Origin of the sequence: Nocardia sp. XZ_19_385 (assembly GCF_015355755.1) — a bacterium.
Classification (GTDB): domain Bacteria; phylum Actinomycetota; class Actinomycetes; order Mycobacteriales; family Mycobacteriaceae; genus Nocardia.
Genome location: NZ_JACVEE010000002.1, coordinates 20,996 through 33,448, shown reverse-complemented (window position 1 = coordinate 33,448; position 12,453 = coordinate 20,996). Strand labels below are relative to the sequence as shown.

Below are 12,453 nucleotides of genomic sequence, written 5' to 3'. Positions count from 1 at the left end.
CTTCGCATCAGTCGAAAGGCGGGTTAAGACGTGTCGCACTGCGAAGCTAGTACCTCGCGCCGCCTTAAGCAAGGCTTACCTAAGCGAGTCGGGAAAAATAGCGAATACGCATGAGAGAGTAGAACGCACCGGGGCTGTCAGTCCAGCGCGGCACGTGAGCAGCGGAAACTCTGGCTGGTGTCAGCCCAGCAGGTCGCGTGTGGCGGCGTGTGCGGGTGCGTCGAGAATCACTGTGGCCGAGCCGGATTCGACGATCGCACCGTGGTCGAGAACGACGATATGGGCGCAATGTCCGGCGACGAGGCGCATGTCGTGGGTGATCACCAGCAGGGCTGTGCCGCGGTCGGAGCGAATTCGGTCGAGTAGGTTCATGATCGAAGTCGCGGTCGCGTGATCGAGCGCGGAGGTGATCTCGTCGCAGACGAGCACGGCGGGGTCGGCCGCGAGGGCGCGGGCCAGGGCCACGCGCTGGCGTTGGCCGCCCGAAAGCTGGTGCGGATAGCGGTCGGCCAGCTCCGGTGCCAGTTCCACCGAGTCGAGCAGCTCGGTGATGCGCTGGCGCAGTGCGTGTTCCGGGGTATGGCTGATCCGGCGCAGCGGACGTCCGAGGGTCTGCGCGACCGTGCGGCGCGGGTTCAGTGCGGACAATGGGTTCTGCGTGACCAGCTGAATACCATTCCCGCCGTATCGGATTCGCCGCCCGGGCCCGACGCGCAGCCGCCTGTCGCCGAGTTCCAGGAAACCCGTCGCGTGCTGGTGCAACCCTGCGATCACCCGCGCCAGCGTGGTCTTCCCGGCACCGGAGGCGCCGACGACCGCCAGCGCCGACCCGGCGGGCAACTCGAGGTCGATCGCCGACAGCACCGGTCTCCCGCCGGCCTGCGCATCGATGCCGCTGGCGCGTAAAGCGATCGCTTGTCGGTCCGCATCGCTAGCATCTGCCGAATGAAAGCCATCGGTACCTTCTCCGTCACCGCGTTCGTCCCCACCGACGTCGCGCCCGATCCGCCGATCGAGACCGCCCTCCCGGTCGGTATCGCCACCATGGAAAAGGAGTTCGCCGGGGAGATCACCGGCCGCTCGGCCACCCTGTTCACCTCCGCCTTCGACATGGCCTCCGGCGCGGGCACCTACCTCGCGATGGAATCCTTCGAAGGCACCCTCGGCGGCCGCACCGGCGCCTTCAACTTCGCCCACTCGGCGACCACCGGCGGCACGGACCGCTCGGACGAGTTCTTCCTCATCGTCCCCAACAGCGGCACCGGCGAACTCGCGGGCATCACCGGCACCGGCGGGCTGAACGTCGATGCCGAAGGCGGGCATCACATCTGGTTCGACTACGAGCTCCCCGGCTCCTGACTCGGTGTGCCACGGCACGCCCAGCTCGATGAGGTTGTCGGCGACGGCGTGAATGGTGGCGGTGTCGTGGCCGGACAGCAGGATCGCGACACCGCGCTCGGCCGCGATGCGGCGCAGCAGCTGAGCGATATCGGTGCGCAGGGTGCCGTGCAGACCGGCTAAGGGCTCGTCTAGGACGAGCACTTTCGTACGTCGCACCAGCGCCCGTGCCAGCGCGACTCGGCGCTGCTGACCGCCGGACAGCTCGCCCGGATGCCTGCGCAGATGTTCAGCGGAAAGCCCGACCAGTGCCAATGTTTCGAGCAGGGCTGTTTCCGACGAGTCGCACGCGACCTCGGCCAGCAACTTGCGCACGCGCATCAGCGGGTTGAGCACGGAGCCGGGATCCTGGCCGACATAGGCGATGTGCTCACGGCGGAACCGTTGCAGGGCAGCGGGGTCCAGGGCGAACACGTCATGCCCGCCGACAGCTACCGAGCCTGCCGACCGCGTCGCGCCGGTCGGAATATGGCCGAGCAGCGCGCGCATCAGCGTGGTCTTGCCTGAGCCGGAGGGGCCGGTCAGGGCAGTGACGGTGCCTGGATCCATCCGAAACGTAATGGGCCCGAACAACTTCTGGCCGTTGCGCCCACGTACCGCCAACGCATCGACCACCACGGCGTCGCCACTCGCTGGGAATCCACCACTCGACGGGAGCCCGCCACTCGACGGGAGCCCGCCACTCGACGGGAGCCCGCCACTCGACGGGAGCCCGCCACTCGACGGGAGCCCGCCATCCGACGGGAGCCCGCCACTCGACGGGAGCCCGTCACTCGCCGGGAATCCGTCACTCTGACGGCCCTGCGCCATCCTCCAGCTACGTCGCCGAGTCGCCCCGGCATACGGTTGGCCGAGAGTCAAAGCGTTGCCCTCGGAGTCGGCGGCTGACTCCACTGCTGGTGTCCGGGTCTCCGCCACTGGCGCGCCGGCAGTGCTGGCGGTTTCCGCCTCAAAGTGCTCGTCGGTCGAGTCTGTCGAACTCTCCGGCTCGGTGGTCTGTACCGAGCTGAATCGCGCGGTCAGCGCCGCGGCGTCGGGTGATTCCACGCTGGAACCGAGTGGCCGCTCCGTGCGGCCGAATCCGTCGACCGCGAGGTTCACACTGACGGCGACAATCGCGATCGCGAGGCTGGGCGCGAGCACAGACCAGGGGTTCAGCAGTAACCCAGAGGTGTTCTCACGCACCATGACCGCCCAGTTCGCCGCGCCCAGACTGGTCGGCAACTGGAGGAAAGAAGCGGTGCTGACCATGTAGATGCCGACGACGAAGCGCAGCCCGAGCTGCGTGGTGAGCACGTCCCTCAGGTTCGGGATGACTTCGCGAAAGATGAGGTGTGGCAGTCGTTCTCCGCTGGCTTTCGCGCTTTCGACGTAGCCGCTGGCCGCGATCCCCGCTGCGGCGGCAGCGAAAACCCGTGCGCAATAGGGCACCCCGAACAGCAGCGCCACCACGATGAGCCCGTAGGTGCCCGCATCCGGCCAGGACGTCAGCACCAGCAGGATGCCGAGCACGGCGGGCATCAGCATCGCGAAATCGGTCGCGCTCTCGATGATCGAGCCGACGCGCGGTCGCAGCGCGGCGGTCGCACCGAGCACACAGGCGACACCCGTCACCAGAATCGCGATCGCCGCCGCCACGATCAGCAGGCCCCAACCGCCGTAGAGCAATTGGCTGAATACGTCCCGGCCGAGGCGGTCCGTCCCGAGCCAGGCTTCGGCGCTCGGCCGGCCGAACGGAATGCCGAGCGCTTCCTCCGCAGGGTGCGATGCCAGGCTGGGTCCCAGCGCGGCTACAGCGATAACGAGCAGCGCGGGCAGAATGGCCAGGAGCGGTGATACGCGTGCCCGCCAATGCGAGAGTCTCATCCGCGACCCCGCAGCGACCAGGCGCGGATGCCGTCGGCGACCGCGAGCATCAGCATGATGACCACACCGGACAGCGCGACGACGGCGGCGACGACCGAGGTGTCCCGGTCGGCGACCGACCCGGCCAGCACCGCGCCGAGCCCCGGGTAGTTGAAGATGGTTTCGACCACGAGTGATCCGCCGAGCACCATGCCGACGGTGGTGGCGAAGCTGGCCACGATGGTCGGCGCCGCGAACGGAAGAACGTGGCGATGCAGCACCACGCGAGTCGAAAGGCCCTCCAGTACGGCGCTTTCGACATGGGGTGCCTGTGCGGCGTCGGTGAGAGCGGCGCGCACGACCCGCGTGTTCCAGCCGATCTGCGGGATTGCCAAGGCGAGTACCGGCAGCACCAGCATGTCGGCGCTGACAGGGAACCCCGATCGATCGGTGATGGTGACAGCTGGCAGCCACCCGGTGGCCAAGGCGAACACCATGATCAAAAGGGTCGCGAGTACGAATTCAGGTATCGCTGCCGCCACTGTGGTCGCAGGTTGCAACGTTCGGGTCAGCGCTGCGGCAGACGCGGTGCGGAACCTCCGGTCGTCTCGGCGTACTCGTGGCTGGGTCCCAGACGTCGGCCTTCGGAACGGCCAGCCGCTCCGATGCTCATGTTCTGGAGCTCGGCCAGAACCATGCGGGGATGACGAGGACGGTAGGCGCTCGGATGGCGGGTGCTCGATTGCCGAGCTCGGCCTGCGCAGGCTGAGTGGCCGGGAAGCGGCCGCCCACCAAGCGCCGAGCAGCATCGAAATCACGACGGTGACGACGAGTGCCAACCCGCCGAGCAACAACGTGGGCGGAAACTTTTCCGCCAGTAGCTCATTGATGGATCGCCCACGCGCTGTACGCCCGAAATCGCCGGTCAGAACCCCGGACATCCAGTCGAGAAACCGCACCGCCAGCGGCCGATCCAACCCGAGTTCGTGCTCCTTGCGCGCGACCTGCTCCGCCGACGCCTCCCGGCCGAGGACCGCGCGGCCGGTACTGCCCGGCAGCAGGTCCACGGCCACGAAAACCGTTGCCAGCAGCGCGATCAGGAGACCGATGCGCCGGAACAGCAGTCGCGTGAAGGATTTCACTCCAGCCAGGCCCGTTCCAGCTGCACGCGGGCGTAGCCGCCGAGGGCCGGGAGGTCGCGCACCTTGGCGGAGGCGATGTCGATGCCGTCGGCCATGCCCCAGACCAGGTAGCCGCCGCGGTCGTATTGGATGCGCTGCAGCGTTTTACAGGCGGCCGTGTATTCGGCGTCGTCACGGGCGGCGAGCGCCTTCGAGGTGGCCGCGTCGAATTCGGCGTCCTTGAACGCGGTTTCGTTGCGGTTGGAGCGGCTCGCCAGCAGCTTGTCGGCGTAGAACAGCGTCGAATCGTTGGTGCCCCAGGACACCGTGTAGAACGGCGCGTTCAGCCAGGTCTGGTCGTAGAAGGCGTTGGACTCCTGCACGACGACCTCGAGTTTCACCCCGATCTCGGCGAGCTGGGTGGCGAGCACCCGGGCCGACTCCACCTCGCCCGGCGCTTCGGCCTTGGTGACCAGCGGATAGGTCTTGCCGGTGTCGAAATTCGCTTCGCGCAGCAGGGTTTTCGCGCGGTCGATCTCGCGGGAACGCTGCGGAATGGTGGTGTCGTAGTTCGGGTCGGCGGTGCCGAGGATGTCGTTGGCGACGGTGCCGTAACCCGAGTGCACCTGATTCACCAGGGCTTTCCGGTCCACGCCGAGCCGGATGGCGGTGCGCACCCGCGGATCGGCGAACGGTCCGTCCGCGGCGCGCATGGCCACGCCGAGCATGGTGTCGTTGGACCGCCGCACCACCTGCAGGTCACCGCGACCCTCGGCCGTGCGCCCGGCGATCGCGCCCACGTTCGAGGCCAGATCGATCTGGCCACCGAGCACCGCGTTCCCCAGCGCCGTGGCGCTTTCGAACATGGTCACCTCGATGGCGTCCAGCAGCGGCGCCGGCCCGTGCCAGCGCTCGTTGCGCACCAGCCGCGCGTTGCCGCCCTGATAGGACTCCAACCGGAACGGACCGGTGCCGATCGCCTTGGTGAAATCGGTGGTGCCGGTCTTGACGACGAAGGTCATCAGCCGGACCAGCAGCGGCAGCTGACTGTTCGGCTCGGGCACGGTGAGTATCACCCGGGTCGGGCCGTCGGCGTTGATGTCCGCCTCGGCGACAGGCATTTTCGAGGCCCCGCCGACAGATCGCAGACGGCGCAGTGACCACACCACATCCTCGGAGGTGACCGGCGTCCCGTCGTGGAAGGTCGCACCTTCGGCGAGGGTGAAGGTCCAGCGCTTGCGTTCGGCGTCGGATTCCCACTTGCTCGCCAGGCGCGGCGCCACATTGGGATTCCCGCCCGGCACGGTCAGCGCGTCGTAAACCAGTGCGGTGATGAGGAAGTCGCTGTCATTGCTGAGGTTGGCGTGCGGATCCCGCTCGATCCGCGCCGCGGTGCCGACCGCGCCGACCCGCAGTGTTCCGCCGCGCGCTGGCCCGCTTGCCTTGTCCCCGTCCGAGCACGCGGCCAGCAGCAGTAGCGCTCCGACTCCTACGCCACCGCGCAGAACCTGACGCCGGTTCCAAGCCATTACTGTCTCCCTCGAGTACTACCGGAGGCCGCCGGAACGCGCATACCTCAGCGCAGGCCAGGCTAGCCTAATTCGGTCGCGGTACGCCGAATAACCCTGGCAGCTTGTCGATCCGGGTGCGGCCTCGTCATCGTGAGCGCAGCGCGGGATCTTCCCGCCGCCACCAAAAGAGCGCTGCCGCACGTATTTCCACTGCGCGGCTCGGACCTGCGACGACGCGCCGGAGGGCCGCCCTCACCGGCCCCGGTTTGCGTTGTTTGTCGCAATCCGGGGGAGCACTCCGAAACACCTGGATGATGGAGGGGTGCTCCTGAAAACGACCGGCGTTGCGGCCGCTGCGATAGTGACCCTGGTACTCGCCGGATGTGGGGGTACGGGCACGCTGACACCGATCCCCGAGGGGATACCGCCGGGTCCGGGTGTGCCCGTGCCCGCGATCGACCTCGATGCACCCGGTCGCACCGCCGCGCAGCTGGCCGAATGGGCCGACGGGCAGAGCGGTCTCGGGATACCGAACGTCGCGCTGGAAGCCTATGGCTACGCGGCCGCGGTGCTGGCCAGATCCAGACCGGATTGCGGCATCGCCTGGACGACGATCGCCGGGATCGCGAGCGTGGAGAGCAAACACGGCACCCACGGCCGCTCGGAGCCCGGCGGCGACGGCGCCGTGCGCCCGCCGATCATCGGCATCCCGCTCGACGGCGCCCCGGGCGTCGCCGAGATCAGAGACTCCGACGGCGGCAAGCTCGACGGTGACATGGTGTACGACCGTGCCGTCGGCCCACTGCAATTCATCCCGGAAACCTGGAAGCGCTGGGGCGTGGACGCCAACGGCGACGGCTTCGCCGATCCGCAGAGCATCGACGACGCGGCGCTCACCGCGGCCAGATACCTCTGCGCCAGCGGTGGCGACCTCACCTCCGAAGTCGGGTGGCATCGGGCGCTGCTGACCTATAACCAGTCCAATCAATACATGCGCACCGTCCGGGACCGCGCCGCCGCGTACAGCGTCGGCCGCAGGGTCTGAGACCGGGCTCCAGCCTCATCCGGCAAGGTTTGGGCATCTTTTTGAACGTGTGCCAGGGGTTGGGTGCCGCAGCACTGCGCTAGGCTCGGCACCGCACGGCGCCATCCGTCATCTGCCGTGCCACCGCTGTAGCGATTGCTTGCAGATCGCTCGAAATGATCAGCCGAAGGAGTGTCGTTTTCGTGGCAATCATCGAACAGGTCGGAGCTCGCGAGATCCTGGATTCGCGCGGAAACCCCACTGTCGAGGTGGAAATCGCCCTCGACGACGGCACCCTGACCCGCGCGGCGGTGCCCTCCGGCGCCTCCACCGGTGAGCACGAAGCCGTCGAACTGCGTGACGGTGGCGACCGCTACCAGGGCAAGGGTGTCCAGAAGGCCGTGGAGGGCGTGCTCGACGAGATCGCCCCCGCCATCATCGGCCTGGACGCGGTCGAGCAGCGCACCGTCGACCAGGTCCTGCTGGATCTGGACGGCACCCCGGACAAGTCCCGCCTCGGCGCGAACGCGCTGCTCGGCGCCTCGCTGGCCGTGGCCCGCGCCGCCGCCGAGTCCTCGGGCCTGGAGCTGTTCCGCTACCTCGGTGGCCCGAACGCCCACGTGCTGCCCGTCCCGATGATGAACATCGTCAACGGTGGCGCGCACGCCGACACCGGCGTGGACGTGCAGGAATTCATGATCGCCCCGATCGGCGCCCCGACCTTCAAGGAGGCGCTGCGCTGGGGTGCGGAGATCTACCACTCGCTCAAGTCGGTGCTCAAGGCGCAGGGCCTGTCCACCGGTCTCGGTGACGAGGGCGGTTTCGCGCCGGACGTCGCGGGCACCCGCGCCGCGCTGGACCTCATCTCCGTCGCCATCGACAAGGCGGGCTACAAGCTCGGCACCGACGTCGCGCTCGCGCTGGACGTCGCGGCCACCGAGTTCTACACCGCCGGTAGCGGTTACAAGTTCGAGGGCAGCGTCCGCAGCGCCGAGGAGATGAACGCGTTCTACGCGGAGCTGCTCGCCGCGTACCCGATCGTGTCCATCGAGGACCCGCTGTCGGAGGACGACTGGGACGGCTGGGTCGCGCTGACCGATCTGATCGGCGACAAGGTGCAGCTGGTCGGCGACGACCTGTTCGTCACCAACCCGGAGCGCCTCGAAGAGGGCATCGCCAAGGGTGCGGCCAACGCGCTGCTGGTGAAGGTCAACCAGATCGGTACTCTCACCGAAACTCTGGACGCCGTAGAGCTGGCGCACCGCAACGGCTACAAAACCATGATGTCGCACCGCTCCGGTGAGACCGAGGACACCACCATCGCCGACCTCGCGGTCGCCGTAGGCTCGGGTCAGATCAAGACCGGCGCCCCGGCTCGCTCCGAGCGCGTCGCGAAGTACAACCAGTTGCTGCGTATCGAGGACGCGCTGGGCGATTCGGCCCGTTACGCCGGGGATGTCGCCTTCCCGCGGTTCGCGTTCGAGGGTTAATCACTAGGAGAAGATCATGGCGGAGCGACGTGCGCGCGGCACCCGGGCAGGCCGGCCTTCAGCGGCTCCGGACCGCCGCGCGTCGCGTGCTGCCAGGTCACGGCCGCGGGCGGATACCGATACCGCCGCGCGGCCCACGGCCGCCAAACGCGCACGCCGGCGGGCGGATTCGCCGCCGAAGGTGCGAAAGACCGAGCCGCGGAAGACATCCCGCGCGGACCGGCACGAACGCACCATCCTCGGGCTGCCCACCGGTAAAGCGGTCATCCTGGCGGTGGTGGTGTGCGCGCTCGCGTTGACCCTCGCGGTCCCGATGCGCACCTATTTCTCCCAGCGCGCCGAGGCCGCGGAACTGGCGCAGCAGCGCCGGAACCTGGAAGCCGACCTGGACCGGCTGCGCAATCGCCGTGCCCAGCAACAGGATCAGCGCTACATCATCTCCGAGGCGCGCAACCGGCTGCGCCTGGTGATGCCGGGGGAGACGCCCTACATCGTGCAGGTGCCGGGCATCGAGGCGCCCGCGCCGCCGCCCGCGCCGACCCAATCCAAGACGCCGGACCCCTGGTACACCGAACTCTGGGAGACCATCTCCCAGCCCCAGACACCCGCGACGGAGCCGGTACCCACACCGGCGCCCGCCGCCCCGCCCCCAGCCGATTCGGAAGGACCCCGGTGACAGAGCGAAGCGAGGGAACAGCCCACACTGTCCCGACCGAGCGCGATCTCGAGATCATCGAAGGCCAGCTGGGCCGCGAACCCCGCGGCGTGCTCGCCGTCGCCTACCGCACGCCCGACGGGCTGCCCGCGGTCGTGAAGACCGCGCCCCGGCTGCCGGACGGCACTCCCTTCCCGACGCTGTACTACCTGACCGATCCGCGGCTGACCGCCGAGGCGAGCCGGCAGGAATCCGCGGGTGTCATGCGCGAGATGACCGAACGGCTGGCGCACGACCCGGAGCTGGCCGCGGCCTATCAGCGGGCGCACGAGAGCTACCTGGCCGAGCGGAACGAAATCGAGTCGCTGGGCACGGATTTCACCGGTGGCGGTATGCCGGAGCGGGTGAAGTGCCTGCATGTGCTGATCGCGCACTCCTTGGCGAAGGGTCCGGGGGTGAACCCGTTCGGCGACGAATCGGTCGCGCTGGCGGCCGACAATGGGCTGCGCGGCACCGCGATTCCCGCCGACTGGCCGAAATATGAAGTAGGACAGGATCTATGACTCGGGTAGCGGCTGTCGACTGCGGCACCAACTCCATCCGGCTGCTGATCGCCGACGTCCTCGCGGACGGCAAGCTGGCGGACGTGCACCGCGAGATGCGGATCGTGCGGCTCGGCCAGGGTGTCGACGCGACCGGTGCGCTGAATCCCGAAGCGATCGAACGTACCCGGGTCGCGCTCGCTGATTACGCGAAGCTGATGCGCGAGGCCGGTGTCACCCGGCTGCGCATGGTGGCCACCTCCGCCACGCGCGATGCCGCCAACCGCGAGGACTTCTTCGCGATGACTCGCGCGGAACTCGGCACCGTCGTGGCGGGCGCGGAAGCCGAAGTGATCACCGGCGACGAAGAAGCGCGCTTGTCTTTCTCCGGCGCGATCGGCGAATTGTCCTCTAGTGAGGGGCCTTTCGTCGTCGTGGATCTCGGTGGCGGTTCCACCGAACTGGTCTTCGGTGACAGCGACTCCGGCGTCCAGGCGGCGTTCTCGGCGGACATCGGCTGCGTCCGGATCACCGAGCGCTGTCTGCCCGGCAATCCGCCCACTCCGGAACAGGTCTCGGCAGCACGGGAGTTCGCGGCCGAGCGGCTCGCTGAGGCCTTCGAGCGGGTGCCTGTGGACGGCGCTCGGACCTGGGTCGGCGTCGCGGGCACGATGACCACGATCGCCGCCATCGCCCTGAACCTTCCCGAGTACGACTCGGAGAAGGTGCATCTGACCCGCCTGAGCCTCGACGAGGTTCGTGCGGTCTGCGATCGGCTGATCGGCATGGACCACGACCAGCGCGCCGCCCTGGGCCCCATGCATCCCGGCCGGGTCGATGTCATCGGTGGCGGCGGGGTCATCACCGAGGTGCTCGCCGAGCAACTGGCGACTCGCGCGGGCATCACCGAACTCGTCGTGAGCGAACACGACATCCTGGACGGCATCGCGCTCTCTGTCTCTATTGCCTGACGGCGCGATTATTTTCTGAGGCTGCCCAGCTGCTGCCACGGCACCCGTCGTCCCGGCATGCTTCGGCCGCGCCGCGGGAATCTTTCTCCGGTGCCGACGCCGCCGCGGTTTCATCCGGCGTCCCCGGGCCCGACGCGACCAGGCAGCGTGTCGAACGGGTTATAGCTTCTCTCTATGGAGATAATCTCCAGCAAATTTCGCACCGGTAATCAGCTCGGGATGTGAGCGTGGCGAAGGTCGCGTACCGCTGCTGATTGCCCACTTGCGGTCCGTTTACCAGCGCAAACTGCCCGATCTCGGCTCAGAATTTCGCGCTCGGTGCACAGCTGTTATGCCAATCCGGACATACCCCATCGAGCATTCAGATCCGCGGCACGCCGAGGGTGATTTGCTGCACAGTTGCGATTTATGCCAATCTCTCGGGTATGTCCCAAAGTGTGGTACCCGATCAGGATGTGGCTGGTCGGACTCTGTTCGGTCATCCGATCGGGTTGACCAACCTGTTCGGCGTGGAGATGTGGGAGCGTTTCTCGTTCTACGGGATGCTCACCATCCTCGGGTACTACCTGTACTACTCGGCCACCGACGGCGGCCTCGGGCTCGATAAGGCCACCGGTGTCGGCATCGTCGGCGCCTACGGCGGTCTGGTCTATCTGTCCACGGTGCTCGGCGGCTGGATCGCCGACCGCGTCCTGGGCATGGAGCGCACCGTCTTCTACGGCGGCATCATCGTCGTGTGCGGCCACCTCGCGCTCGCCGTGATCCCGGGACTGACCGGAGTCGGGATCGCCCTCCCGCTGATCGCGCTCGGCTCGGGCGCGCTGAAGGCCAATGCTTCCTCGCTGCTCGGCACCCTCTATCCGAAGGGTGACGCTCGCGTCGACGGCGGTTTCACGCTGTTCTACCTCGGTATCAATATCGGCGCCTTCGTCGGCCCGCTGCTCACCGGCTTGCTGCAGTCGCGCGTCGGGTTCCATTACGGCTTCGGCGCCGCCGCGATCGGCATGGCGCTGGGCCTGACCCAGTACGCGGTCTTCCGCCGCAACCTCGGCACACACGGCCGTGACGTGCCGAACCCGCTGCCGCGCACCGCGATCCCCAAGGTGGTCGGCCTCGCCGCCATTGCCGGCGTGTTGATCGCGGTCGCCTGGGCGCTCGAGCTGGTCACCTTGGACAACCTGGCCGACGTCACCACCGTGGTCATTGCCGTCGCCGCGCTGATCTACTTCGCGGTCATGCTGACCAGCAAGAAGGTCGACGCGGTCGAGCGCACTCGGGTGCGCGCGTTCATCCCGCTGTTCATCGCCAACGCGGTGTTCTGGTCGCTGTTCCAGCAGATCTTCACCGTGCTCGCGGTCTACTCCGACGAGCGGATGAACTGGAGCATCTTCGGCTGGGAAGCCCCCTCGAACTGGATCGGCTCGGCCGAACCGGTGTGGATCATCGCGCTCTCGCCGCTGTTCGCGGTGATGTGGACCAAGCTGGGCAGCCGCGCCCCGAGCACCCCGCGCAAGTTCGCGTTCGGCGTGATCGGCATGGGCGCGGCGTTCCTGCTGTTCGTCCCGCTGGCCGGCTACTCCGGCAAGAGCGTGCCGGCGCTGTTCGTGCTGCTGATCATGGGCGGGTTCGCCGTCTCCGAGCTGTTGCTCTCGCCGATCGGCCTGGCGGTTACCACGCAACTCGCCCCCAAAGCCTTCCGTGCGCAGATGATGGCTCTGTACTTCTTCTCCGTCGGAATCGGAACTTCCATGGCCGGCGTGCTGGCCCGTTTCTACTCCGATGAACACGAGACCGCATATTTCGGCCTCATCGGCGCGGCAGCGATCGCCGCGGGTCTGGTTGTCCTCGGGCTGACCCCGTGGATCAGCCGGCGTATGGAAGGCGTCCACTAGCCAC

The 12,453-nt window shown here is 67.9% G+C and carries 9 protein-coding genes and 2 pseudogenes; 7 read left to right on the top strand and 4 right to left on the bottom strand.

Features of this window, described 5'->3' with window-relative positions; translation table 11 throughout:
- Nucleotides 1-180 precede the first annotated feature (180 nt).
- Nucleotides 181-846: pseudogene (locus IBX22_RS12900) on the bottom strand (ATP-binding cassette domain-containing protein); the annotation flags it as partial.
- A 99-nt stretch (nt 847-945) separates the two neighbouring features.
- Between IBX22_RS12900 and IBX22_RS12895 the strand changes: the two are divergent.
- On the top strand, nt 946-1,359 hold the full coding sequence (locus tag IBX22_RS12895) for a DUF3224 domain-containing protein (RefSeq protein WP_194817651.1): 414 nt from the start codon (nt 946-948) through the stop codon (nt 1,357-1,359).
- Nucleotides 1,360-1,527: 168 nt separating this feature from the next.
- Here the strand turns inward: IBX22_RS12895 and IBX22_RS37445 are convergent.
- The 3 genes and pseudogenes from IBX22_RS37445 to IBX22_RS12875 all read right to left on the bottom strand — a co-directional run.
- Nucleotides 1,528-3,264, bottom strand: a pseudogene (locus IBX22_RS37445) (ATP-binding cassette domain-containing protein); the annotation flags it as partial.
- On the bottom strand, nt 3,261-4,385 hold the full coding sequence (locus IBX22_RS12880) for an ABC transporter permease (RefSeq protein WP_309234594.1): 1,125 nt from the start codon (nt 4,383-4,385) through the stop codon (nt 3,261-3,263). The pseudogene IBX22_RS37445 and the gene IBX22_RS12880, both read right to left, overlap by 4 nt.
- Nucleotides 4,382-5,893, bottom strand: coding sequence for an ABC transporter substrate-binding protein (locus IBX22_RS12875; protein ID WP_194815822.1), 1,512 nt, complete (start codon nt 5,891-5,893; stop codon nt 4,382-4,384). The genes IBX22_RS12880 and IBX22_RS12875 overlap by 4 nt, the downstream gene beginning before the upstream one ends.
- Nucleotides 5,894-6,197: 304 nt before the next feature.
- Between IBX22_RS12875 and IBX22_RS12870 the strand changes: the two genes are divergently transcribed.
- From IBX22_RS12870 to IBX22_RS12845, 6 genes are all read left to right on the top strand, one after another.
- Nucleotides 6,198-6,920 (top strand): lytic murein transglycosylase, encoded by a 723-nt coding sequence (locus IBX22_RS12870; RefSeq protein ID WP_194815821.1) that lies wholly within the window; start codon nt 6,198-6,200, stop codon nt 6,918-6,920.
- Nucleotides 6,921-7,102: 182 nt separating this feature from the next.
- Nucleotides 7,103-8,389, top strand: a complete 1,287-nt coding sequence (gene eno, locus IBX22_RS12865) for a phosphopyruvate hydratase (protein ID WP_194815820.1) — start codon at nt 7,103-7,105, stop codon at nt 8,387-8,389.
- Between the two features lie 16 nt (nt 8,390-8,405).
- Entirely contained in the window at nt 8,406-9,065 is a 660-nt protein-coding gene (locus tag IBX22_RS12860; protein WP_194815819.1) for a septum formation initiator family protein, read from the top strand.
- 53 nt (nt 9,066-9,118) lie between these two features.
- Nucleotides 9,119-9,607 (top strand): DUF501 domain-containing protein, encoded by a 489-nt coding sequence (locus IBX22_RS12855; protein WP_194817649.1) that lies wholly within the window; start codon nt 9,119-9,121, stop codon nt 9,605-9,607.
- Nucleotides 9,604-10,557, top strand: coding sequence for a Ppx/GppA phosphatase family protein (locus IBX22_RS12850; protein ID WP_194815818.1), 954 nt, complete (start codon nt 9,604-9,606; stop codon nt 10,555-10,557). The genes IBX22_RS12855 and IBX22_RS12850 overlap by 4 nt, the downstream gene beginning before the upstream one ends.
- A gap of 515 nt (nt 10,558-11,072) precedes the next feature.
- The gene (locus IBX22_RS12845; RefSeq protein ID WP_375540261.1) at nt 11,073-12,449 is read left to right on the top strand and encodes a peptide MFS transporter; all 1,377 of its coding nucleotides are present in this window, start codon (nt 11,073-11,075) and stop codon (nt 12,447-12,449) included.
- The last annotated feature ends 4 nt before the right edge of the window (nt 12,450-12,453 follow it).